This is a genomic window from Enterobacter sp. JMULE2 (assembly GCF_013337145.1).
In the GTDB taxonomy this organism is placed as follows: Bacteria; Pseudomonadota; Gammaproteobacteria; order Enterobacterales; family Enterobacteriaceae; genus Enterobacter; species Enterobacter mori.
This window is the reverse complement of record NZ_SGWD01000010.1, coordinates 1,589,508-1,611,538: the sequence shown is the minus strand read 5'-3', so window position 1 is coordinate 1,611,538 and position 22,031 is coordinate 1,589,508. Positions and strand designations below refer to the sequence as shown.

At 55.5% G+C, this 22,031-nt stretch carries 24 protein-coding genes and 1 pseudogene; 18 read left to right on the top strand and 7 right to left on the bottom strand.

Going from position 1 to position 22,031, the window contains the following annotated elements; all coding sequences use genetic code 11:
- Window positions 1–5 precede the first annotated feature (5 nt).
- The 7 genes and pseudogenes from purF to hisP all read left to right on the top strand — a co-directional run bounded on the left by purF (window position 6) and on the right by hisP (window position 6,530).
- Window positions 6–1,523 carry an amidophosphoribosyltransferase gene (purF, locus tag EXW94_RS08385; RefSeq protein WP_010433256.1) on the top strand — a complete coding sequence of 506 codons (1,518 nt, stop codon included), beginning with the start codon at window positions 6–8 and terminating at the stop codon, window positions 1,521–1,523.
- Between the two features lie 88 nt (window positions 1,524–1,611).
- Window positions 1,612–2,181 (top strand): UbiX family flavin prenyltransferase, encoded by a 570-nt coding sequence (locus EXW94_RS08380; RefSeq protein ID WP_010433259.1) that lies wholly within the window; start codon window positions 1,612–1,614, stop codon window positions 2,179–2,181.
- A 290-nt stretch (window positions 2,182–2,471) separates the two neighbouring features.
- Window positions 2,472–3,254, top strand: a complete 783-nt coding sequence (gene argT / locus EXW94_RS08375) for a lysine/arginine/ornithine ABC transporter substrate-binding protein ArgT (protein WP_014171026.1) — start codon at window positions 2,472–2,474, stop codon at window positions 3,252–3,254.
- A gap of 225 nt (window positions 3,255–3,479) precedes the next feature.
- Window positions 3,480–4,262 (top strand): histidine ABC transporter substrate-binding protein HisJ, encoded by a 783-nt coding sequence (gene hisJ / locus EXW94_RS08370; RefSeq protein ID WP_010433264.1) that lies wholly within the window; start codon window positions 3,480–3,482, stop codon window positions 4,260–4,262.
- A gap of 88 nt (window positions 4,263–4,350) precedes the next feature.
- Window positions 4,351–5,037 carry a histidine ABC transporter permease HisQ gene (locus EXW94_RS08365; protein ID WP_089597903.1) on the top strand — a complete coding sequence of 229 codons (687 nt, stop codon included), beginning with the start codon at window positions 4,351–4,353 and terminating at the stop codon, window positions 5,035–5,037.
- A pseudogene (locus EXW94_RS08360) lies at window positions 5,034–5,748 on the top strand (ABC transporter permease). The gene EXW94_RS08365 and the pseudogene EXW94_RS08360 overlap by 4 nt, the downstream one beginning before the upstream one ends.
- Before the next feature lie 8 nt (window positions 5,749–5,756).
- The gene (gene hisP, locus EXW94_RS08355; protein ID WP_010433274.1) at window positions 5,757–6,530 is read left to right on the top strand and encodes a histidine ABC transporter ATP-binding protein HisP; all 774 of its coding nucleotides are present in this window, start codon (window positions 5,757–5,759) and stop codon (window positions 6,528–6,530) included.
- 97 nt (window positions 6,531–6,627) lie between these two features.
- Here hisP and EXW94_RS08350 read toward each other — a convergent pair whose 3' ends face one another.
- The 4 genes from EXW94_RS08350 to yfcG form a co-directional block, all read right to left on the bottom strand.
- Window positions 6,628–7,149: a GNAT family N-acetyltransferase gene (locus tag EXW94_RS08350; protein WP_174339892.1), complete on the bottom strand. Its 522-nt coding sequence runs from the start codon at window positions 7,147–7,149 to the stop codon at window positions 6,628–6,630.
- Window positions 7,150–7,193: 44 nt separating this feature from the next.
- The gene (locus tag EXW94_RS08345; RefSeq protein ID WP_174339891.1) at window positions 7,194–8,087 is read right to left on the bottom strand and encodes a TIGR01777 family oxidoreductase; all 894 of its coding nucleotides are present in this window, start codon (window positions 8,085–8,087) and stop codon (window positions 7,194–7,196) included.
- 13 nt (window positions 8,088–8,100) lie between these two features.
- Window positions 8,101–8,469: a dihydroneopterin triphosphate 2'-epimerase gene (gene folX, locus EXW94_RS08340; protein WP_010433280.1), complete on the bottom strand. Its 369-nt coding sequence runs from the start codon at window positions 8,467–8,469 to the stop codon at window positions 8,101–8,103.
- Between the two features lie 75 nt (window positions 8,470–8,544).
- Window positions 8,545–9,174 (bottom strand): GSH-dependent disulfide bond oxidoreductase, encoded by a 630-nt coding sequence (gene yfcG / locus EXW94_RS08335; RefSeq protein WP_100165823.1) that lies wholly within the window; start codon window positions 9,172–9,174, stop codon window positions 8,545–8,547.
- A gap of 139 nt (window positions 9,175–9,313) precedes the next feature.
- Here yfcG and yfcF point away from each other — a divergent pair, with 139 nt between their 5' ends.
- Genes yfcF through yfcD form a run of 3 tightly spaced genes read left to right on the top strand, consistent with a single transcriptional unit; the run spans window position 9,314 to window position 11,187 of the window.
- The gene (gene yfcF, locus EXW94_RS08330) at window positions 9,314–9,958 is read left to right on the top strand and encodes a glutathione transferase (RefSeq protein ID WP_010433284.1); all 645 of its coding nucleotides are present in this window, start codon (window positions 9,314–9,316) and stop codon (window positions 9,956–9,958) included.
- Between the two features lie 55 nt (window positions 9,959–10,013).
- Window positions 10,014–10,565: a phosphodiesterase gene (yfcE, locus tag EXW94_RS08325; protein ID WP_174339890.1), complete on the top strand. Its 552-nt coding sequence runs from the start codon at window positions 10,014–10,016 to the stop codon at window positions 10,563–10,565.
- 55 nt (window positions 10,566–10,620) lie between these two features.
- Window positions 10,621–11,187: an NUDIX hydrolase YfcD gene (gene yfcD, locus EXW94_RS08320; protein WP_010433290.1), complete on the top strand. Its 567-nt coding sequence runs from the start codon at window positions 10,621–10,623 to the stop codon at window positions 11,185–11,187.
- A 3-nt stretch (window positions 11,188–11,190) separates the two neighbouring features.
- On the opposite strand, the gene EXW94_RS08315 is transcribed toward yfcD, so the two are convergent.
- Entirely contained in the window at window positions 11,191–12,210 is a 1,020-nt protein-coding gene (locus EXW94_RS08315; RefSeq protein ID WP_010433293.1) for a LacI family DNA-binding transcriptional regulator, read from the bottom strand.
- A 236-nt stretch (window positions 12,211–12,446) separates the two neighbouring features.
- On the opposite strand from EXW94_RS08315, the gene EXW94_RS08310 reads away from it, so the two are divergent.
- The 5 genes from EXW94_RS08310 to EXW94_RS08290 all read left to right on the top strand — a co-directional run bounded on the left by EXW94_RS08310 (window position 12,447) and on the right by EXW94_RS08290 (window position 16,429).
- Window positions 12,447–12,890 (top strand): PTS sugar transporter subunit IIA, encoded by a 444-nt coding sequence (locus EXW94_RS08310; protein WP_174339889.1) that lies wholly within the window; start codon window positions 12,447–12,449, stop codon window positions 12,888–12,890.
- A gap of 80 nt (window positions 12,891–12,970) precedes the next feature.
- Entirely contained in the window at window positions 12,971–13,243 is a 273-nt protein-coding gene (locus EXW94_RS08305) for a PTS sugar transporter subunit IIB (RefSeq protein ID WP_003861447.1), read from the top strand.
- A gap of 21 nt (window positions 13,244–13,264) precedes the next feature.
- Window positions 13,265–14,656 (top strand): PTS ascorbate transporter subunit IIC, encoded by a 1,392-nt coding sequence (locus EXW94_RS08300; protein WP_089597908.1) that lies wholly within the window; start codon window positions 13,265–13,267, stop codon window positions 14,654–14,656.
- The gene (locus tag EXW94_RS08295) at window positions 14,653–15,483 is read left to right on the top strand and encodes a transketolase (RefSeq protein ID WP_089597909.1); all 831 of its coding nucleotides are present in this window, start codon (window positions 14,653–14,655) and stop codon (window positions 15,481–15,483) included. The genes EXW94_RS08300 and EXW94_RS08295 overlap by 4 nt, the downstream gene beginning before the upstream one ends.
- Window positions 15,476–16,429, top strand: coding sequence for a transketolase family protein (locus tag EXW94_RS08290; protein ID WP_089597910.1), 954 nt, complete (start codon window positions 15,476–15,478; stop codon window positions 16,427–16,429). Before EXW94_RS08295 ends, EXW94_RS08290 begins: the two co-directional genes overlap by 8 nt.
- A 115-nt stretch (window positions 16,430–16,544) precedes the next feature.
- On the opposite strand, the gene pta is transcribed toward EXW94_RS08290, so the two are convergent.
- Both pta and ackA read right to left on the bottom strand, forming a co-directional pair.
- On the bottom strand, window positions 16,545–18,686 hold the full coding sequence (pta, locus tag EXW94_RS08285) for a phosphate acetyltransferase (protein ID WP_174339888.1): 2,142 nt from the start codon (window positions 18,684–18,686) through the stop codon (window positions 16,545–16,547).
- 76 nt (window positions 18,687–18,762) lie between these two features.
- The gene (gene ackA / locus EXW94_RS08280) at window positions 18,763–19,965 is read right to left on the bottom strand and encodes an acetate kinase (RefSeq protein ID WP_010433314.1); all 1,203 of its coding nucleotides are present in this window, start codon (window positions 19,963–19,965) and stop codon (window positions 18,763–18,765) included.
- Window positions 19,966–20,302: 337 nt separating this feature from the next.
- Here ackA and yfbV point away from each other — a divergent pair, with 337 nt between their 5' ends.
- The 3 genes from yfbV (at window position 20,303) to EXW94_RS08265 (ending at window position 22,016) form a co-directional block, all read left to right on the top strand.
- A complete protein-coding gene (gene yfbV, locus EXW94_RS08275) occupies window positions 20,303–20,758 on the top strand; it encodes a terminus macrodomain insulation protein YfbV (RefSeq protein WP_010433317.1) in 456 nt (151 codons plus the stop codon).
- Between the two features lie 92 nt (window positions 20,759–20,850).
- Window positions 20,851–21,345, top strand: a complete 495-nt coding sequence (locus EXW94_RS08270) for a YfbU family protein (protein WP_010433320.1) — start codon at window positions 20,851–20,853, stop codon at window positions 21,343–21,345.
- 11 nt (window positions 21,346–21,356) lie between these two features.
- Window positions 21,357–22,016: a sugar phosphatase gene (locus tag EXW94_RS08265; RefSeq protein ID WP_010433324.1), complete on the top strand. Its 660-nt coding sequence runs from the start codon at window positions 21,357–21,359 to the stop codon at window positions 22,014–22,016.
- The last annotated feature ends 15 nt before the right edge of the window (window positions 22,017–22,031 follow it).

Below are 22,031 nucleotides of genomic sequence, written 5' to 3'. Positions count from 1 at the left end.
GACGAATGTGCGGTATTGTCGGTATCGCCGGTTTCATGCCGGTAAACCAGTCGATTTATGACGCGTTAACGGTGCTTCAGCACCGTGGGCAGGATGCTGCGGGTATCATCACCATTGATGCAAACAACTGCTTCCGTTTACGCAAGGCGAATGGCCTGGTAAACGATGTGTTTGAAGCCCGCCATATGCAGCGTCTGCAAGGTAATATGGGGATCGGTCACGTTCGTTATCCTACTGCTGGCAGTTCCAGCGCCTCTGAGGCACAGCCTTTCTACGTCAACTCACCGTATGGCATCACCCTTGCTCATAACGGCAACCTGACCAACGCGCACGAGCTGCGCAAAAAGCTGTTCGAAGAGAAACGTCGCCACATTAACACCACCTCTGATTCTGAAATCCTGCTCAATGTGTTTGCCAGCGAGCTGGATAACTTCCGTCACTACCCGCTGGAAGCAGACAACATCTTTGCTGCCATTGCCGCAACAAATCGTCAGATCCGCGGCGCGTATGCCTGCGTGGCGATGATTATCGGTCACGGCATGGTCGCCTTCCGCGATCCAAACGGCATTCGTCCTCTGGTGCTCGGCAAACGTGAGCTCGGCGATGGTCGTACGGAGTATATGGTTGCCTCTGAAAGCGTGGCACTGGACACGCTGGGCTTTGAATTCCTGCGTGACGTTGCGCCCGGTGAAGCGGTCTACATCACTGAGAAGGGCCAGCTGTTTACCCGCCAGTGTGCTGACAATCCGGTCAGCAACCCGTGCCTGTTCGAATACGTTTACTTCGCCCGTCCGGATTCCTTCATCGACAAGATTTCCGTCTACAGCGCGCGCGTGAACATGGGTACGAAGCTCGGCGAGAAGATTGCCCGCGAGTGGGACGATCTCGATATCGACGTCGTGATCCCTATCCCGGAAACCTCCTGCGATATCGCGCTGGAAATCGCGCGTATTCTGGATAAGCCTTACCGCCAGGGCTTCGTGAAGAACCGCTACGTTGGCCGCACCTTTATCATGCCGGGCCAGCATCTGCGCCGTAAGTCCGTACGTCGTAAGCTGAACGCCAACCGCGCCGAGTTCCGTGACAAGAATGTACTGCTGGTGGATGACTCCATCGTTCGCGGTACGACGTCTGAGCAGATTATCGAAATGGCACGCGAAGCCGGTGCGAAGAAAGTGTACCTGGCGTCTGCGGCGCCAGAGATTCGCTTCCCGAACGTGTACGGCATCGACATGCCAACCGCGACGGAGCTGATCGCTCACGGTCGTGAAGTGGACGAAATTCGCCAGATCATCGGTGCTGACGGCCTGATTTTCCAGGATCTGAACGATCTGATCGACGCGGTGCGTGCCGAGAACCCGGACATTCAGCAGTTCGAATGCTCAGTGTTTAACGGCGTGTACGTGACCAAAGACGTTGACCAGCAGTATCTCGACTACCTGGATTCCCTGCGTAACGACGATGCGAAAGCCGTCCAGCTGCAGAACGATCTTGAGAGCTTAGAGATGCACAACGAAGGTTGATGTTTCTGCAGGTGAGGGCAGACGCCCTCACTTGCAACTCCCCGCAAAATCCTGCACAGTCTGCCCTGAATCAGTAAGGGCAAAAATCATGAAACGACTCATTATTGGGATCAGCGGTGCCAGCGGCGCGATTTACGGCGTACGTCTGTTGCAGGTGCTGCGTGACGTAGCAGATGTGGAAACCCATCTGGTGATGAGCCAGGCGGCGCGCCAGACCCTCTCCCTTGAAACCGACCTTTCCCTGCGTGACGTTCAGGCGCTGGCGGATGTCGTCCACGATGCCCGCGATATCGCGGCCAGTATCTCTTCAGGCTCGTTTAAAACGGCGGGTATGGTTATCCTGCCCTGTTCAATTAAAACGCTCTCCGGCATTGTGAACAGCTATACCGATACCCTGGTGACGCGCGCCGCGGATGTGGTGCTGAAGGAGCGTCGTCCACTGGTTCTCTGCGTGCGGGAAACACCGCTGCATCTGGGGCATCTACGCTTAATGACGCAGGCGGCTGAACTTGGGGCTGTCATCATGCCCCCGGTCCCCGCGTTCTACCACCGCCCGCAAACGCTGGATGACATCATCAACCAGACCGTTAACCGCGTACTGGACCAGTTTGATATTGACCTGCCGGAAGACCTCTTCACCCGCTGGCAGGGTGCCTGAATTTGTGCACAAACAAGGTGCATGAAAAGACAAGTTGCCCTGTTTCAGGGCAATTATGCAACGGCGATCATATCCTCGACATTTAATTCGTTTTTTCCCTTCTTCCCTCTCCGGTTCGTTCGGCAGACCTGCTATCTTTCACCACTAAGGCAATATCGCAACGTTTTATTAACATATTTAACGTCGAATTTTTGACCAGACGGGAATGTGGCATAAGACCTGCAAGAGAAGCCTGCAACACAACACACTACACAATACATAATAAAATCACGGTACTTGAGGGTAAATGTATGAAGAAGACGGTTCTGGCTCTGTCTTTGCTCGTGGGGTTAAGTGCAGCAGCAGGTAGCTATGCAGCACTGCCACAGACGGTTCGTATCGGTACAGACGCAACCTACGCGCCATTCTCTTCCAAGGATGCGAAAGGCGATTTCGTGGGGTTTGATATCGATCTGGGAAATGAAATGTGCAAACGCATCGCGGTGAAATGCACATGGGTGGGCAGCGACTTTGACGCGTTAATCCCGTCGCTGAAAGCCAAAAAAATCGACGCCATTATCTCTTCTCTCTCCATCACCGAAAAACGTCAGCAGGAGATCGCCTTCTCTGACAAGCTCTACGCTGCGGATTCTCGTCTGATTGCCGCCAAAGGCTCCCCGATCCAACCGACCATCGACTCGCTGAAAGGCAAGCATGTCGGTGTGCTTCAGGGATCGACGCAGGAAGGTTTTGCTAATGCCAACTGGCGTGAGAAGGGCGTAGATGTGGTGGCTTACCAGAACCAGGATCTGATTTACTCTGACCTGGCAGCAGGCCGTCTGGATGCCGCATTCCAGGATGAAGTCGCCGCGAGCGAAGGCTTCCTGAAGCAGCCAGCCGGTAAAGAGTACGCCTTTGCGGGCCCGTCCGTGAAAGACAAAAAATACTTTGGTGACGGCACCGGTATCGGCCTGCGTAAGGACGATACCGAGCTGAAAGCCGCCTTTGACAAAGCCTTCGCTGAGCTGCGTAAAGACGGTACCTACGACAAACTGGCGAAGAAATACTTCGACTTCAACGTCTACGGTGACTGACGCATAACGGTGATGCACTGACCTGGTGCGTTGCTGGTGTGGGTGATTCGATATGGTGCAGCTTGTGCACCATATTGGGTCGTCGTGTGCATACTTACGCATTTATAATGCAAAAAATCCCGCCCCAAAGGCATTATTCTTTGCCTGACAGCGTGGATTAATGGCACATTAACCGCACCCCGTCGTCGTAAAAAACCGTATGAAGACAGTTTGTTGAGGATAGATATGAAAAAACTCGTGTTGTCACTCTCTCTGGTACTGGCCTTTTCCAGCGCCACCGCGGCTTTCGCAGCCGTTCCGCAAAAAATTCGTATTGGTACTGACCCTACCTATGCCCCCTTTGAATCGAAAAATGCGAAGGGTGAACTGGTGGGTTTTGACATCGATCTGGCCAATGAGCTGTGCAAACGTATTAAAGCGCAATGTACCTACGTTGAGAACCCGCTGGATGCCTTGATCCCGTCCCTGAAAGCGAAAAAAATCGACGTCATCATGTCCTCTCTTTCCATCACTGAAAAACGCCAGCAGGAGATTGCCTTCACCGACAAACTCTACGCAGCGGATTCTCGTCTGGTGGTGGCTAAGTCTTCAGACATTCAGCCCACCCTTGAGTCGCTGAAGGGCAAACGCGTCGGCGTGCTGCAGGGCACCACGCAGGAAACCTACGGCAACGAACACTGGGCGCCGAAGGGGATCGAAATCGTCTCTTATCAGGGCCAGGAAAATATCTACGCCGACCTGACGGCAGGCCGAATTGATGCGGCATTCCAGGATGAAGTCGCGGCAAGCGAAGGCTTCCTGAAAACGCCGGTGGGTAAAGATTACAAATTTGGCGGCCCGTCCATTAAGGACGTGAAGCTGTTTGGTGTGGGCACCGGTATGGGCCTGCGCAAAGAAGACAACGAGCTGCGTGAAGCGCTGAACAAAGCCTTCGCCGAAATGCGTGCTGATGGCACCTACGACAAGCTGGCGAAAAAGTACTTTGATTTTAATGTTTACGGCGGCTAATCGCCCCGTCAAATAACGTGCGGCCCCTCCCACTCAGGGAGGGGAAAAGACACGGTTCCACCACTCACGACACGACAGGGCACGCGGTATGCTGTACGGATTTTCTGGCGTTATTTTACAAGGCGCGCTTGTCACCCTTGAGCTGGCTATCAGCTCCGTGGTACTGGCGGTGCTGATAGGTCTGGCGGGGGCAGGGGCAAAGCTGTCGGCGAATAAACCCCTGGCGCTCATCTTCGAAGGCTATACCACGCTTATTCGCGGCGTACCCGATTTGGTGCTGATGCTGCTGATTTTTTACGGACTGCAGATCGCGCTGAACGGTATTACCGACGCCGTCGGCATGGAACAGATCGATATCGACCCGATGGTAGCCGGTATTATTACCCTCGGCTTTATCTACGGTGCTTACTTCACGGAAACCTTCCGTGGCGCTTACATGGCCGTCCCGAGAGGGCACATTGAAGCGGCAACCGCATTTGGTTTTACCTCCTCACAAACGTTTCGCCGGATCATGTTCCCGGCCATGATGCGCTATGCGCTCCCGGGCATCGGCAACAACTGGCAGGTTATCCTCAAAGCGACAGCGCTGGTCTCGCTGCTTGGTCTGGAAGACGTCGTCAAAGCGACTCAACTGGCAGGCAAGAGTACCTGGGAGCCCTTCTACTTTGCCGTAGTCTGTGGCGTGATTTATCTGGTGTTTACGACGGTCTCCAATGGTGTGCTGCTTCTGCTCGAGCGTCGCTACTCCGTGGGTGTGAAGAGGGCTGACCTGTGATTGAGATTATTCAGGAATACTGGAAATCCCTGCTGTGGACGGATGGCTACCGCTTTACCGGCGTGGCGATTACGCTCTGGCTGCTGATTTCTTCCGTGGTGATGGGCGGTATTCTGGCGGTGTTTCTTGCCATTGGCCGCGTGTCGAACACACAAATTTATCCAGTTCCCGATCTGGCTGTTCACCTACGTGTTTCGCGGTACGCCCCTGTACGTGCAACTGCTGGTGTTCTATTCGGGAATGTACACGCTGGAGATCGTGAAAGGCACAGAGATGCTCAATGCGTTCTTCCGCAGCGGTCTGAACTGTACGGTGCTGGCGTTGACGCTCAATACCTGCGCCTATACCACTGAGATCTTTGCGGGGGCGATCCGCTCTGTCCCTTACGGTGAAATCGAAGCGGCGCGGGCGTACGGCTTTTCGTCGGTGAAGCTCTATCGCTGCATCATTCTGCCGTCGGCGCTGCGCATTGCGCTGCCTGCGTACAGCAACGAAGTGATTCTGATGCTGCACTCCACCGCGCTTGCCTTTACCGCGACGGTGCCGGACTTGCTCAAAATCGCGCGCGATATTAACTCCGCGACCTATCAGCCGTTTACTGCGTTTGGCATTGCGGCCGTGCTCTATTTAATTATCTCTTATGTTCTGATTAGCCTGTTCCGTAAGGCTGAAAAACGCTGGTTGCAGCATATAAAACCTTCGACGCACTGAGAAAGATGATGGCTGAGAACAAATTAAACGTTATTGATTTGCACAAACGCTACGGCGAACATGAAGTGCTGAAAGGGGTGTCGCTGCAGGCTAACGCAGGCGATGTGATCAGTATTATCGGCTCATCCGGCTCGGGTAAAAGTACCTTCCTGCGCTGCATTAACTTCCTCGAAAAGCCGAGCGAAGGCTCGATTGTGGTGAGCGGACAGAATATCAATCTGGTGCGCGATAAAGACGGCCAGCTGAAGGTGGCAGATAAGCATCAGTTGCGCCTGCTGCGTACGCGCCTGACGATGGTGTTCCAGCACTTCAACCTCTGGAGCCACATGACGGTGCTGGAGAACGTGATGGAAGCGCCGGTTCAGGTACTGGGGCTGAGCAAGCAGGAAGCCCGCGAACGCGCGGTGAAATACCTTGCGAAAGTGGGTATCGACGAGCGCCAGCAGATGAAGTACCCGGTGCATCTCTCCGGCGGCCAGCAGCAGCGTGTCTCCATCGCCCGCGCGCTGGCAATGGAGCCGGAAGTGCTGCTGTTCGACGAACCGACCTCCGCGCTGGACCCGGAACTCGTTGGCGAAGTGCTGCGCATCATGCAGAAACTGGCCGAAGAGGGCAAAACGATGGTGGTGGTGACGCACGAGATGGGCTTTGCCCGTAACGTCTCCAACCACGTTATTTTCCTGCATCAGGGGAAAATTGAAGAGCAGGGGCATCCGGACGAGGTGTTAGCGAACCCGCAAAGCCCGCGTTTGCAGCAGTTCCTGAAGGGATCGTTGAAGTAGGTTTTGCCCTTCTCCCTCTCCCTGTGGGAGAGGGTTGGGGTGAGGGCATCAGGCCGCAGTGCCGCCCAATCGCCCGGTGGCGCTTCGCTTGCCGGGCCTACAAATTCCGTTGCCGTCCGGCACACTCCAGCCGGTACACCCAGTCGTCATAACGTACGCCGTCAATCTCATACGCCTTTTCCAGCACCTGCGTACGCACAAACCCCGCTTTCTCCAGCACCCGCACAGACCCGGCGTTGTCCGCCAGCACGTACGCGTTAATCGCTTTTACGCTGGTCTGGCTAAACGCATAGTCACATACCGCGCGCAGCGCCTCGCTGGCGATGCCTTTTCCCTGCGCGGCAGGCACAACCGTGTAGCCGATATCCGCCTCTTCACGGTTCTCAGGGCTGATTTGCAGGCCGATATCGCCCAGCGGCGTATCGTCATCCTGAAAACGAATCACGAAAACATGCTCCGCCATCAGGCGTGCAGCAAACACGCGTCGGGTCTCTTTTTCGGGTGCAATAGCGGCCATATAGCGCATGACGTCGCGGTTTTCGCGCAGCGAGCGGAAGAACGCCCAGTCAGAGGGTTCGAAAGGGGTGAGGTGAAGCCGGGGAGTGGTGATGGTTGCCATTGTTACGCCATTTCATCGGAACATGGCGTATCACTGTAACATATTCAGCGCACCACATCCCCCAGCGCCTCTTCTAAATCGTACCAGCGGAAGGCAAACCCGGCCGCTTCCAGACGTTTTGGCAGCGCGCGCTGCCCGCCCAGCACCAGCACCGATGATTCTCCCATCAACAGCCGGATCGCCGTCGCAGGCACGCGTAAAATCGCCGGACGATGCAGGGCATGCCCCAGCGCGTGGGCAAACTGTTCATTACGCACCGGATAGGGCGCAACCATGTTAAACGGCCCGCGCAGATCGTTATCCAGCAGCCAGATAATGCCGTTCACCATATCGTCGATGTGGATCCACGCCAGATACTGACGCCCGTTACCAATTGGCCCGCCGAGCCCCAGCTTGAAGGGAGGAAGCATTTTACCCAGAATGCCACCTTTCGGCGCAAGCACCACGCCGGTACGCAGCAGGCAGACGCGGGTACGATCGCTCTGCGCCGCGCAGGCGATACGCTCCCACTGGGCGCAGAGTTTATGGGTAAATTCGTTATGCGGCGGCTCCTCTTCGGTCACCACCACTTCGCCGAGATCGCCGTAATAGCCCGTTGCAGAGCCTGAAATGAGCACCGATGGCGGCGTATGGCTGTTGCGAATCAGCTCGACCAGCTTCTCGGTGATAGTCCAGCGGCTGCTGCACAACCGCTGCTTCTGCTCTTGGGTCCAGCGCCTGTCGGCAATGGGTTCACCCGCGAGGTTGATGACGGCGTCAAAGCCGTCCAGATTCTGCTGCTCAGCCAGACCTTTCCAGATGTCGACTCCTGCCCCCAGCACCTGACGTGCTTTCTCCGGGCTGCGCGTCACCACGGTAATCTCGTGATGCAGCGCGTGCAGACGGGGAATGAGATGACGGCCAATCAGGCCCGTACCGCCGGTCAGCAGAATCTTCATACAACCTCCAGGTTTATGCCTGGCGTCGCCAGCTTAACGTCATGGAAACGGAGTCGGCGTAACGCAGGGCGTGAAGTTTATCGATCTCGACTTCAGCATAAGTGACCCAGTGATGTTCGCGTGCGATGTCGAGCACATCCTGAGTTAATTTTTCCAGCAAAGAGAAGCGGTTGTTCTCCACGTACTGGATAATGTTTTTGGTGATTGTGCGATAGTTCAGCGCGTCATTGATATCTTCGCTGGCCCGCGCTTTGTCTGCTGGGTAGTGAATAACCACATTGATGACAATGTCCTGCCGGTTGGCAATCTCTTCCTCTTTGATACCGATGAACGTCCGTAAGCGTAAATTTTTTATACGAATAATCGCGTCATGCTGTGACATTGCAGGTCTTCTCCGTGTCAGTATTTGCTGCCCATAATACATGAGAGCGCGTCATGCACCCAACGGGGCAGTGGTCTAAATCTGCTGGATTATTTGCATGGCGCGCTCGGTCGCAGGGCGGGTCCGAATCCGTTCAAACCAGTTATTCACGGCAGGGTATGCCGCCAGGTCAATTCGGTGTTTTTCATGGGTGTTGATCCACGGCCAGCAGGCGATGTCGGCAATGCTGTAATGATCGCCGCCAAGCCACGGCGTTTTCTCCAGCCGGCGATTTAGTACGCCATATAACCGCTGGGTTTCAACCTGATAACGTTCTATAGCATAAGGAATAGGCTGCGGGGCGTAGGCGGTAAAGTGATGATTTTGCCCGAGCATCGGCCCGAGACCGCTCGACTGCCAGAAAAGCCATTGCAGGGTGTGGTGACGCTCACGCAGTTCACCGCTCAGCAGCTTGCCGGATTTCTCCGCCAGATAGAGCAAAATCTCCCCGGATTCAAACAGACTTAACGGCCTGCCGCCGTCGGCGGGCAGATTATCAATAATGGCCGGAATTTTATTGTTGGGCGATATCGCCAGAAAGACCGGCCTGAACTGATCGCCTTTGCTGATATCCACGCGAATGATCCGGTACTCCAGTTCGGCTTCTTCCAGAAAAAGGGTGATCTTATGGCCGTTTGGGGTAGGGGCATAGTAAAGGTCGATCATTCTCAACTCCTGTTAGTGTGAAAAGTGATGCCATAAAAATCAGTATAGGTGCCTGTTGTAAATCGTGAGTTTTCATCAAGTGACAGCGAGCCAAAGAGATTATATGTTGAGTGAAAACCGTTCAGCCAATGAGGAAGTTATGAACCAGCCTGCGATAACGTTGTGGTCCGATGCCTGTTATTTTTCACCCTATGTGATGAGCGTTTACGTCGCTCTGGCGGAAAAAGGATTGTCTTTCACCCTGAAGACCATCGATCTGGACAGTGGCGAACACCTGAAGCCGCAGTGGCAGGGTTACGACCTGACCCGACGCGTGCCGGTGCTGGAGATTGACGGTTTTGCATTGAGCGAATCCTCGGCGATCGATGAATACCTTGAAGATCGCTTTGCGCCGCCGGAGTGGGAGCGAATTTATCCTCACGATCTGCAAAAGCGCGCCCGAGCACGGCAGATCCAGGCGTGGTTGCGTAGCGATCTGGTGCCTATCCGCGTTGAACGTTCCACTGACGTGGTTTTCGCCGCCGTGAGAAAGCCTGCGTTGAGCGCTGAGGGCAGCGCCAGCGCGCATAAGCTGATTGAGACCGCGTCTGCATTGCTGGCGCACGGTAACCCGAATCTCTTCGGCGAGTGGTGCATTGCGGATACCGATCTGGCGCTGATGCTGAACCGTCTGATCCTCAACGGCGACGAGGTTCCGCAACTGCTGGTGGATTATGCTGCATTCCAGTGGCAGCGCGCTTCCGTACAGCGCTATGTGGCACTCTCCGCTAAGCGCGCGGGCTGATAAGGCCTGGCGCTTCAGGTATGATAGGGCAGTCTGTTTTCCTGAGGAGTGACTGATGAAACTGATGTTTGCGTCGGATATCCATGGATCGCTGCCCGCTACCGAGCGCGTTCTTTCTCTGTTTGCCGAAAGCGGGGCAAAGTGGCTGGTGGTGCTGGGCGATGTGTTAAACCATGGCCCGCGAAATGCGCTGCCGGAAGGGTATGCACCCGCGCAGGTGGCGGAAAAACTGAATGAGCATGCCTCGCGTATTATCGCGGTGCGCGGTAACTGCGACAGTGAAGTTGACCAGATGCTGCTGCGTTTTCCCATCACCGCGCCCTGGCAGCAGGTCCTGCTGGAAAAGAGCCGTCTTTTTTTGACTCACGGTCATCTTTTTAGCCCGGATAACCTTCCGGCACTCGCCGCTGGCGATGTCCTGGTTTATGGTCATACTCATATTCCAGTAGCGGAAAAATGCGGTGAGATTTATCACTTTAACCCCGGTTCGGTCAGTATTCCGAAAGGCGGTAATCCAGCGAGCTATGGCATGCTGGACGGAAATACCCTGCGCGTTATCGCACTTAATGATCAGCAAGTTATTGCGCAGATAGCGATTAATCCGTAAGTTACACCACAACTGCAAACGCGCCGAAAGAGCGCTTAGACGAGAAGGTTTCCCGATGGTGGAGCAGAATCATTTGGCAAGTACTGAGTGGGTTGACATTGTCAGCGAAGAGAACGAAGTGATCGCGCAGGCCAGCCGCGAACAAATGCGCGCGGAGCGTCTGCGTCACCGTGCAACATACATCGTTGTGCATGACGGCATGGGCAAGATTCTGGTCCAGCGCCGCACGGACACCAAAGATTTTCTCCCCGGTATGCTGGATGCCACGGCGGGCGGCGTTGTGCAGGCAGATGAAGTGCTGCTGGATTCCGCGCGTCGCGAAGCAGAAGAAGAGTTAGGTATCGCCGGCGTGCCGTTTGCCGAGCACGGCCAGTTCTATTTCGAGGACGAAAACTGTCGCGTCTGGGGCGGGCTGTTTAGCTGTGTCTCTCACGGGCCTTTCGCCCTGCAGGAAGAGGAAGTGAGCGAAGTCTGCTGGATGACGCCGGAAGAGATCACCGCGCGTTGCGACGAGTTCACCCCGGACTCCTTAAAAGCACTGGCGCTGTGGATGACCCGCAACGCCAAAAACGAATCCGCTAAGCCAGAAAGCAAAGCGGAAAAAGAGGAAGAGGCTGAGTAAGCCTTAACAGCTTTCCCGCAGACAGAGGCTGGACGCGATAGGTTTATGGTCGCGCCAGTCTCCATCATTCAGACGTTCCAGCAATGCTTTCCCGGCCTCAATTCCAATCTTACGATGCGGTACCGCCATGGTCGTCAGCGGCGGCTGACAGACGCGGCTCACGTCGCTATCCCCAAAGCCTACCACTGCTAAATCGTCCGGCACTTTAATGCGTCGACGCTGGCATTCATAGAGTGCCCCGCAGGCCAGTTCGTCCGAGACGCACACCAGCGCATCCAGCTCCGGCCAGGCCAGCAGGAATTCCGGCAACTGTGCCGCGCCCGTGGAGAAATTTGGCGGCATGGCGGCGTTAATCACTCTGTTCGGCGACAAATGGTGGCGAAGCATGGCTTTGTACCAGCCCTGCAAATGCTGCTGGAAAATCCACTGCTCCTGGTTTGCGCACAGCAGGCCGATATTTTGATACCCGCGCTGAATCACCATTTCCGTCAGTTCATACATAGCGGCGACGTTATCAATGCCGATATTCATATCAATCGGATCGGCGCGCATCGCCCCCATTTCCATCACCGGAATGGAGGCATTTTTCAGCCAGTGGCGCACGGTATCCGTGTGCTCGACGCTGAGCAAAATGGCGGCGGCGATATTTGACGCCAGCAGCGTTTCCAGTAATTTCTCTTCCTGCTCGAGACGGTGCTGGGACTCTGCCAGCATGATCTGATATCCGGCGGGTTGCAGCACCTGCTGTAGCCCGGCGAACATCTCTGAGCAACCGGCTTCAGAGAGGTTAGGAACAACCATTGCGATCGTCCATGAAGAGGCTGACGCCAGCGCGCTGGCCGCAAGATTAGGCATGTAGCCCAGCTCCTGCACCGCAGCGTCTATTTTTTCTCGCAGTTTATCGGAAACCTGTTCGGGCGTGCGGAGCGCACGGGACACGGTCATAGTGCCCACACCGGCAAGCAGTGCGACATCGGCCAGCGTCACCTTACCGGTACTGCGTCGTTTTCGGGTTAGAGACATACACCTTCCTGCTAACAGGGCGCGACTACTTTCATCCTTCGCTTCACGTGAAAGGCAGTATACGCCTTAAATCCCTTTTTTTGCTGTGATTTAGCACCGTGATTGCAATTTGATAGCGCTATCACACTTCTGCATGTTAACTATTGGTAGCGCTATCTTTGTGATCCTGATCGCAGTCATTCGTTGAGGTGTTGAATAAAGTTTGCTCATCTTTAGCGTTGTAGCCGGAGGGCAAAGTGCTCAAAAAATGGATATATGATACAACCATCACGCTGCAGGAGAGCGTAGAGGACTGGCCGCAGGCGCTGGAGCTGTGCGCGAAGCCGCTGCTGGATTTGCAGGTGATTTCGCCGGAATACATCACGGCCATCATCAAGCAGCATCATACTTTGGGTCCTTATTACGTGCTGGCACCAGGGCTAGCGATGCCGCATGCGCGGCCGGAAGAAGGGGCGAAAGGACTCGGCCTGTCATTATTAAAACTGAAAAAAGGTGTCTCTTTCGGTGCCGGTGAGTTTGACCCCGTCGACGTGATAGTCATGCTGGCGGCACCGGACAAACATAGCCATATCGAAATGATCTCGGCGCTAGCAGAATTATTTTCCAGCGATGAGGATATGGCTGAATTACATCAGGCGAATACGCGGGAGGAGATAAAAACCATTATTGACCGCTTCTGATTTAATTCTTTAATCCGATTATTCACAATATTACGCGTCAGCGTGGTGGGGCGTACTCTACTCAAAATAAGGGAACAACAATGAAAATCATGGCTATTTGCGGCTCCGGCCTTGGCAGCAGTTTTATGGTCGAAATGAATATCAAAAAGGTACTTAAAAAGCTGGAAATTGAGGCAGAGGTTGAACACTCCGATCTCTCGTCTGCAACGCCTGGCGCAGCCGACCTGTTCGTGATGGCAAAAGATATCGCGGCCAGCGCCAGCGTGCCGGAAAGCCAGCTGGTGGTGATCAATAACATCATCGACATCAACGAACTTGAAGCGCAGCTGCGTGCCTGGTTCGAAAGACAATAACCCTGATTAGGCGAGGTGGATATGTTTATCCTTGAAACGCTGAATTTCGTTGTTGATATTTTAAAAGTTCCTTCGGTGCTGGTGGGATTAATTGCCTTAATCGGTCTGGTTGCGCAGAAAAAAGCGTTTTCGGACGTGGTGAAAGGAACAATTAAAACTATTCTCGGCTTTATTGTGCTGGGCGGCGGCGCCACGGTGCTGGTGGGGTCGTTAAATCCTTTGGGCGGAATGTTTGAGCACGCCTTTACTATTCAGGGCATTATTCCAAACAATGAAGCGATTGTGTCGATTGCGCTGGAAAAATACGGTGCCTCGACCGCGCTGATTATGGCCTTTGGGATGGTGGCGAATATTATCGTCGCGCGCTTTACCCGCCTGAAATACATCTTCCTGACAGGTCACCACACTTTCTACATGGCGTGCATGATTGGCGTGATCCTGACGGTGGCGGGCTTTGAGGGCGTGGGCCTGGTCTTTACCGGCTCGCTGATCCTCGGCCTGATCATGGCCTTCTTCCCGGCGATTGCGCAGCGCTACATGAAGCGCATAACCGGCAACGATGAGATTGCCTTCGGCCACTTCGGCACGCTGGGCTACGTGCTGTCCGGCTGGATTGGCAGCAAGGTCGGTAAGGGCTCCCGCTCAACGGAAGAGATGAACCTGCCGAAGAACCTGAGCTTCCTGCGCGACAGTTCGATCTCCATCTCCCTGACCATGATGATTATCTACCTCATCCTGGCGGTGAGCGCCGGACGTGAGTACGTAGAGGCGACCTTCAGCGGCGGCCAGAACTACCTGGTCTACGCCATCATCATGGCGATCACCTTTGCGGCGGGCGTGTTCATCATCCTGCAGGGCGTACGCCTGATACTGGCGGAAATCGTCCCGGCCTTTACCGGCTTCTCGGAAAAACTGGTGCCCAACGCGCGCCCCGCGCTGGACTGCCCGGTGGTGTATCCGTATGCGCCAAACGCGGTGCTGATTGGCTTCCTGTTCAGCTTCCTCGGCGGGATTGTGGGGTTGTTCATCTGCGGCCAGTTCAGCTGGGTGCTGATCCTCCCGGGCGTGGTACCGCACTTCTTCACCGGCGCAACGGCGGGCGTGTTCGGTAATGCCACCGGCGGACGTCGCGGGGCAATGATTGGCGCCTTTGCTAACGGCCTGCTGATCACCTTCCTGCCGGTTCTGCTGCTGCCGGTGCTGGGCGCAATTGGTTTTGCCAACACCACCTTCTCGGACGCTGATTTCGGTGCGGTCGGGATTGTGCTCGGCAACCTGGCGCGCTTCCTGTCGCCGCTTGCCATTACCGGGCTGGTTGTGGCGTTGTTCGCGCTGCTGGTGGCGTACAACGTCTTCGCGAAAAACAAACCTGCGGGCGGTAACGCGCAGGAAAACACCGGAGCCAAATCATGAATGAGAAAGAGATAACCGAACTCGCGCGTCAGATCCGTCTTGAGACGCTGAAATCCCTGACGCAGCTGGGCTTTGGCCACTACGGCGGCAGTATGTCGGTGGTTGAAACCCTGGCCGTGCTGTACGGCGCGGTGATGAAAATCGACCCGGCGGATCCGGACTGGCCGGAGCGAGACTATTTTGTCCTGTCGAAAGGACACGCGGGCCCGGCGCTCTACAGCACGCTGGCGATCAAGGGCTACTTCCCCGTTGAAGAGCTGAGCACGCTCAACCAAAACGGCACGCGGCTGCCAAGCCACCCGGACCGCCTGAAAACACGCGGCGTGGATGCCACCACCGGCTCGCTGGGACAGGGTATCTCCATTGCGGGCGGTATGGCGCTGTCGCACAAGCTGGCGGGGCGACCGAATCGGGTGTTTTGCATCGTCGGTGACGGCGAGCTGAACGAGGGACAATGCTGGGAAGCCTTCCAGTTTATCGCCCACCATCGTCTGAACAACCTGACGGTGTTCGTGGACTGGAACAAGCAGCAGCTCGACGGCGAGCTGGACGAGATCATCAGCGCGTTCGACCTGGAGGGGAAATTCCGCGCCTTTGGCTTTGACGTGGCGACGGTGAAGGGCGACGACATTCCGGGTCTGCTGGCGGTAACGTCGCGGGTCCCCGAGGCCGAAGCGCGTCCATTAGTTGTCATCCTCGACAGCATCAAAGGGCAGGGGGTGCCGTATCTGGAGCAGCTCAGCAATTCGCACCACCTGCGATTGACCGCGGAGAGCAAAGCGGCCCTCAACGAGACGATTCGCCAACTGGAGGCTTCACATGATTAAGGTTGCACCGGCAGGAGAGAAAGACGCCGTTGAGATGCGTAAGGTCTACGCGGGCTTTGTGGCAAAGCAGATTGAGGCAGGAAGCGAGATTATCGCCCTGGAAGCGGATCTGATGAGCTCGATGGCGATGGACGGCGTGGCGCGCGATTATCCGCAGCACGTGATTAACTGCGGGATTATGGAGGCCAACGTCATCGGCACCGCGGCGGGGCTGTCGCTTACCGGACGTAAGCCGTTCGTGCACACCTTTACCGCGTTTGCCAGCCGCCGCTGCTTCGATCAGCTGTTTATGTCCCTGGACTACCAGCGTAACAACGTGAAGGTGATAGCGTCGGACGCGGGCGTGACGGCCTGCCACAACGGCGGGACACATATGTCATTTGAGGATATGGGCATCGTACGCGGCCTGGCGCACTCGGTGGTGCTGGAGGTGACCGACGCTGTGATGTTCGAGGACGTGCTGCGCCAGCTTATCGACCTCGAAGGCTTCTACTGGGTGCGGACCATTCGTAAACAGGCGCCGAGCGTGTACGCCCCGGGCTCAACATTCACCATTGGCAAAGGCAACGTGCTGCGCGAAGGAAGCGATATTACCCTGATTGCCAACGGCATCATGGTGGCGGAAGCGCTGGAGGCGGCTCGCCAGCTTGAGCAGGAGGGCGTAAGCGCGGCGGTTATCGACATGTTTACCCTGAAGCCCATCGACCGGATGCTGGTGAAAAACTACGCCGAGAAAACCGGGCGCATCGTCACCTGTGAAAACCACAGCATTCACAACGGGCTGGGATCGGCGGTAGCGGAAGTGCTGGTGGAAACCTGTCCGGTACCGATGCGGCGGGTGGGCGTTAAGGAGCGTTACGGCCAGGTGGGTACGCAGGATTTCCTGCAGAAGGAGTATGGCCTGACGGCACATGACATTGTGTCGGCGGCGAGAGAGCTGCTGTAAATAAAAAAGGCGACCCTTTGTGGTCGCCTTTTTGTTGCCCGGTGGCGCTCACGCTTACCGGGCCTACGGTCCTGTAGGCCGGATAAGCGAAGCGCCATCCGGCAAGACCTTACAATTACTGCTGCTGCGAAGACTGGATCGCGGTCAGAGCGATGGTGTAGACGATATCGTCAACCAGCGCGCCACGGGACAGGTCGTTCACAGGTTTGCGCATGCCCTGCAGCATTGGCCCGATGGAGATCAGGTCTGCAGAACGCTGTACCGCTTTGTAGGTGGTGTTACCGGTGTTCAGATCCGGGAAGATGAACACGGTAGCGCGACCTGCAACCGGCGAGTTCGGCGCTTTGGATTTCGCAACGTCAGCCATTACCGCAGCATCGTACTGCAGCGGGCCGTCGATCATCAGGTCAGGACGTTTTTCCTGCGCCAGACGGGTCGCTTCACGCACTTTCTCTACGTCGCTACCTGCACCAGAGGTACCGGTGGAGTAGGAGAGCATCGCCACGCGCGGTTCGATACCGAAGGCAATCGCAGAGTCCGCGGACTGGATAGCGATTTCCGCCAGCTGTTCTGCAGTTGGATCCGGGTTGATCGCGCAGTCGCCATAAACGTAAACCTGTTCAGGCAGCAGCATGAAGAATACGGAAGAAACCAGAGAGCTGCCCGGTGCAGTTTTGATCAGCTGCAGCGGTGGACGGATGGTGTTCGCCGTGGTGTGAACCGCACCGGAAACCAGACCGTCAACTTCGTCCTGCTCCAGCATCAGCGTGCCCAGCACCACGTTGTCTTCCAGCTGTTCGCGCGCAACGGCTTCGGTCATGCCTTTGCTCTTACGCAGCTCAACCAGACGGGCTACGTAGCTTTCGCGAACCACTTCTGGGTCAACGATTTCGATGCCAGCGCCCAGCTCAACGCCCTGAGACGCCGCCACGCGGGTGATCTCATCCGGGTTACCCAGCAGCACACAGGTCGCGATGCCGCGCTCTGCACAGATAGCAGCGGCTTTAACGGTACGTGGTTCGTCGCCTTCTGGCAGAACAACGCGTTTGCCCGCTTTACGCGCCAGCTCGGTCAGCTGGTAACGGAATGCTGGAGGAGACAGACGGCGGCTGCGCTCGGAGGTCGCCGTCAGGGATTCGATCCAGTCTGCGTTGATGTAGCCCGCAACGTATTCCTGAACTTTCTCGATACGCTCGTGGTCATCAACCGGTACTTCCAGGTTGAAGCTCTGCAGGCTCAGGGAGGTCTGCCAGGTGTTGGTGTTCACCATGAAGACCGGCAGGCCGGTGGCGAACGCGCGTTCGCACAGCTTGCTGACACGTGGGTCCATCTCGTAGGCACCGGTCAGCAGGATCGCACCGATTTCCACGCCGTTCATCGCGGCCAGGCACGCTGCAACCAGCACGTCTGGACGGTCTGCGGAGGTCACCAGCAGGGAACCTGCGCGGAAGTGCTCCAGCATGTGCGGAATGCTGCGCGCACAGAAGGTCACAGACTTCACGCGGCGGGTGTTGATGTCGCCTTCGTTAACCACGGTGGCGTTCAGGTGGCGCGCCATATCGATTGCACGAGTGGCAATCAGATCGAAGCTCCATGGCACCGCGCCCAGTACTGGCAGCGGGCTGGATCCCTGCAGCTTAGCCGGATCAATTTTGACGACTTTCGCTTTAGAAGAGTCGTCGAAGATCTCGGACAGGTCAGGGCGAGTACGGCCCTGTTCATCCACTGGCGCATTCAGTTTGTTCACGATCACGCCGGTGATGTTGGTGTTTTTCGCGCCGCCGAAGCTGCTGCGCGTCAGTTCGATACGCTCGTTCAGCTGCTCTGGGGTGTCAGTGCCCTGAGACATCACGAAAACGATCTCCGCGTTCAGGGTTTTCGCGATTTCAAAGTTCAGAGACTGGGCAAACTGGTGTTTGCGCGTCGGGACCAGACCTTCAACCAGCACCACTTCCGCGTCTTGCGCGTTAGCGTGGTAGTTGGCGATGATCTCTTCCATCAGCACGTCTTTCTGGTTGCTTGACAGCAGAGATTCAACGTGGCTCATCTTCAGCGGTTCAGCCGCTGGCAGATTGGAGTTCTTGCGAACGATGGTGGTGGTCTGGTCTGGCGCATCGCCACCGGCACGCGGCTGGGCGATTGGCTTAAAGACGCTCAGACGAACGCCTTTGCGTTCCATAGCACGGATCACGCCAAGGCTGACGCTGGTCAGGCCGACGCTGGTTCCGGTAGGGATCAGCATAATAGTACGGGACACGGTTTATCCTCTTTCGTTACCGCCGCGATTGGGCGGGTTACAAAACAGCACCGCCAGCATTGCTGGCGGTGTGGAATCAGGCAGTCAGACGGTTCGCGTCTTGAGCGATGACCAGCTCTTCGTTAGTTGGAATAACGATAGCAGGGCGGGTACCTTCTTTGTTGATGAAGCCAGACTTGCCGAAGCGGGCAGCCAGGTTACGCTCGTGATCAACCTCGAAGCCCAGAACGCCCAGTTTGCCCAGGGACAGTTCACGAACCATAGCCGCGTTCTCACCAATACCACCGGTGAAGATTACCGCGTCCAGACGGCCTTCCATCAGTGCAGTGTAAGAACCGATGTACTTCGCCAGACGGTGGCAGTAAACGTCCATTGCACGTTTAGCGTCTGCTTTCTCTGCGTAGTTGTCTTCAACGTAACGGCAGTCGCTGGTCACTTCGGTCAGACCCAGCAGGCCAGACTCTTTGGTCAGCATTTTGTTGATGTCGTCAACGCTCATGCCCAGGGTGTCGTGCAGGTGGAAGATGATCGCCGGGTCGATGTCGCCGGAACGGGTACCCATCACCAGACCTTCCAGCGGGGTCAGACCCATAGAGGTATCAACACATTTACCGTTGCGGATAGCAGAAACAGAACCACCGTTGCCCAGGTGACAGGTGATAATGTTGACTTCTTCAACCGGCTTGTTCAGAACTTTTGCGGCTTCCTGGGTCACATAGAAGTGGCTGGTGCCGTGTGCGCCGTAACGACGAACGCCATGCTCTTTGTACAGGCTGTACGGCAGGGCATACAGGTAAGACTCTTCAGGCATGGTCTGATGGAACGCGGTGTCAAACACGGCCACGTTTTTGTCTTTCAGATTCGGGAAGGATTTCAGCGCTTCAGCGATACCGATCAGGTGAGCCGGGTTGTGCAGCGGCGCGAAGGACGCAGAGTCCTTGATGCCCTGAATCACAGATTCGTCGATCACGACGGAGCTGGTGTATTTTTCGCCGCCGTGGACGATACGGTGACCAATCGCAGTCAGCTGAGCAGACAGTTCTGGTTTTTGTGCCAGAATAGTGTTAACGATAAAGTTCAGCGCTTCACTGTGAGCGGCGCCTGCACCTAAAGCCGCTTCTTGTTTGCTACCGTCCATCTTCCATTTGATACGTGCTTCAGGCAGATGGAAACATTCGGCCAAACCAGAGAGGTACTCGTCACCGTTGAGCGCATCGATGATGGCGAATTTCAGTGAGGAGCTACCGCAGTTCAGAACCAGTACTAACTTACTCGACATGGAAGTACCTATTATTGATACGTGGCTAAAAAAACGTCAGTGAGTCTAAAAGCGTAACGCATGATGACCCAGACATTTATGATTAACATCATGCCAGGCGAACATTCCGGCATGATGAAAGAAATACCTATGATTTTATGCCATTTTGAACATTTTTCAGACAATGGCATAATATGCGATAATTTGACGAGTTAACGGTTCTCGTCTACGGCCTTATCAGGCTGGCACAGGATACCCGATACGGGGTAGCGATGACAAAATATTTTGAACGTTGTCATAGCCTGTTGTGGTTTTGCACAAAAATTTTAATTTTTATATGTGAAGTTGAGGTACAGCCATGTCGACACCCGAAAACCCATCCGTGAATTTCTTTAGTCTGTTTCGTCGGGGGCAGCATTACGCGAAGACGTGGCCACTGGAAAAGCGCCTCGCGCCGATGTTTATAGAGAACCGCACTATCCGCGCCACGCGCTTTGCGATTCGCTTTATGCCCCCTGTTGCCATCTTTACCCTGTGCTGGCAAATTGCCCTCGGCGGCCAGCTTGGACCCGCCGTCGCCACCGCGCTCTTTGCGCTGAGCCTGCCGATGCAGGGGCTATGGTGGCTGGGGAAACGCTCAATTACGCCGCTGCCGCCTACAATTTTACACTGGTTTTATGAAGTCCGTGGAAAACTTGAGGAAGCTGGCCAGGCGTTGGCACCGGTCGAAGGCAAGCCGGATTACCAGGCGCTGGCTGACACGCTCAAGCGCGCTTTTAAGCAACTTGATAAAACATTCCTTGATGACTTGTGATTGATCATCGAAACGACTAATAAAAGAAGGCACAGTAACAAACAGTTACCGTGTCTTTTTTTTAAAGTGCAATGCGCTACAGGAGTCGAAAGATGGAAATGACCCATGCCCAACGTCTGATTTTGTCTAACCAGTACAAGATGATGACTATGCTTGATCCCGATAACGCAGAACGCTACAGCCGCTTGCAAACTATCGTCGAACGCGGGTTTGGTTTACAGATGCGCGAACTGGATCGCGAGTTTGGCGAACTGAAAGAAGAGACCTGCCGCATCGTGATCGACATCATGGAGATGTATCATGCGCTGCATGTGTCCTGGACGAATCTCAAAGATCGCCAGTCCATTGACGAGCGCCGCGTAACCTTCTTAGGCTTTGATGCCGCAACGGAAGCGCGCTACCTGAGCTACGTTCGCTTTATGGTGAACACCGAAGGGCGCTATACCCATTTTGATGCGGGTACTCACGGCTTTAACGCGCAAACCCCAATGTGGGAAAAATACCAGCGCATGCTGGGCGTATGGCATTCCTGCCCGCGCCAGTACCATTTAAGCAGCAACGAAATTCAACAAATCATTAATGCCTGACGGAGGTGCGTGTGCAGTGTAAAGGTTTTCTGTTTGATCTGGACGGTACGCTGGTGGATTCGCTGCCGGTAGTGGAGCGTTCATGGTGCCATTGGGCCGACAGGCACGGCATCGACCATCAGGACGTACTGAATTTCATCCATGGCAAACAGGCCATTACCTCCTTGCGACACTTCTTAGCGGGACGTACTGAGGAAGAGATTCAGGCAGAGTTCAAATACCTCGAGAACATTGAGGCTACCGATACGGAAGGCATCACCGCGCTGCCGGGCGCGCGCGAGCTGCTTGAACATCTGAACGAAGCACATATTCCGTGGGCCATTGTGACCTCCGGCTCCATTCCCGTAGCCCATGCTCGCCATAAGGCGGCGGGTTTACCGAAGCCAGAGGTGTTCATTACTGCAGAGCGCGTCAAGCGCGGCAAGCCAGAGCCGGATGCGTTCTTGCTTGGGGCAGAGCTGCTGGGCCTTGCACCGGCGGACTGCGTGGTAGTGGAAGATGCAGCAGCCGGTGTGCTGGCCGGGCTTAATGCAGGGAGCCACGTGATCGCCGTTAACGTCCCGGCGGACTCTCCCCGGTTGAGTGAGGCGGATTTTGTGCTGAATACACTGACCGCGATTAACGTCACGAAGGGACCCGGCGGAGTTGTAACCGTCTCGCTAAAAATGTAATCCCATGATATAGCC

Excerpts from the sequence above, each read along its gene's own strand:
- purF (WP_010433256.1), top strand. The coding sequence starts at position 6 with ATGTGCGGTATTGTCGGTATCGCCGGTTTCATGCCGGTAAACCAGTCG.
- EXW94_RS08380 (WP_010433259.1), top strand. The coding sequence starts at position 1,612 with ATGAAACGACTCATTATTGGGATCAGCGGTGCCAGCGGCGCGATTTAC.
- argT (WP_014171026.1), top strand. The coding sequence starts at position 2,472 with ATGAAGAAGACGGTTCTGGCTCTGTCTTTGCTCGTGGGGTTAAGTGCA.
- hisJ (WP_010433264.1), top strand. The coding sequence starts at position 3,480 with ATGAAAAAACTCGTGTTGTCACTCTCTCTGGTACTGGCCTTTTCCAGC.
- EXW94_RS08365 (WP_089597903.1), top strand. The coding sequence starts at position 4,351 with ATGCTGTACGGATTTTCTGGCGTTATTTTACAAGGCGCGCTTGTCACC.
- hisP (WP_010433274.1), top strand. The coding sequence starts at position 5,757 with ATGGCTGAGAACAAATTAAACGTTATTGATTTGCACAAACGCTACGGC.
- EXW94_RS08350 (WP_174339892.1), bottom strand. The coding sequence starts at position 7,149 with ATGGCAACCATCACCACTCCCCGGCTTCACCTCACCCCTTTCGAACCC.
- EXW94_RS08345 (WP_174339891.1), bottom strand. The coding sequence starts at position 8,087 with ATGAAGATTCTGCTGACCGGCGGTACGGGCCTGATTGGCCGTCATCTC.
- folX (WP_010433280.1), bottom strand. The coding sequence starts at position 8,469 with ATGTCACAGCATGACGCGATTATTCGTATAAAAAATTTACGCTTACGG.
- yfcG (WP_100165823.1), bottom strand. The coding sequence starts at position 9,174 with ATGATCGACCTTTACTATGCCCCTACCCCAAACGGCCATAAGATCACC.
- yfcF (WP_010433284.1), top strand. The coding sequence starts at position 9,314 with ATGAACCAGCCTGCGATAACGTTGTGGTCCGATGCCTGTTATTTTTCA.
- yfcE (WP_174339890.1), top strand. The coding sequence starts at position 10,014 with ATGAAACTGATGTTTGCGTCGGATATCCATGGATCGCTGCCCGCTACC.
- yfcD (WP_010433290.1), top strand. The coding sequence starts at position 10,621 with ATGGTGGAGCAGAATCATTTGGCAAGTACTGAGTGGGTTGACATTGTC.
- EXW94_RS08315 (WP_010433293.1), bottom strand. The coding sequence starts at position 12,210 with ATGTCTCTAACCCGAAAACGACGCAGTACCGGTAAGGTGACGCTGGCC.
- EXW94_RS08305 (WP_003861447.1), top strand. The coding sequence starts at position 12,971 with ATGAAAATCATGGCTATTTGCGGCTCCGGCCTTGGCAGCAGTTTTATG.
- EXW94_RS08300 (WP_089597908.1), top strand. The coding sequence starts at position 13,265 with ATGTTTATCCTTGAAACGCTGAATTTCGTTGTTGATATTTTAAAAGTT.
- EXW94_RS08295 (WP_089597909.1), top strand. The coding sequence starts at position 14,653 with ATGAATGAGAAAGAGATAACCGAACTCGCGCGTCAGATCCGTCTTGAG.
- EXW94_RS08290 (WP_089597910.1), top strand. The coding sequence starts at position 15,476 with ATGATTAAGGTTGCACCGGCAGGAGAGAAAGACGCCGTTGAGATGCGT.
- ackA (WP_010433314.1), bottom strand. The coding sequence starts at position 19,965 with ATGTCGAGTAAGTTAGTACTGGTTCTGAACTGCGGTAGCTCCTCACTG.
- yfbV (WP_010433317.1), top strand. The coding sequence starts at position 20,303 with ATGTCGACACCCGAAAACCCATCCGTGAATTTCTTTAGTCTGTTTCGT.
- EXW94_RS08270 (WP_010433320.1), top strand. The coding sequence starts at position 20,851 with ATGGAAATGACCCATGCCCAACGTCTGATTTTGTCTAACCAGTACAAG.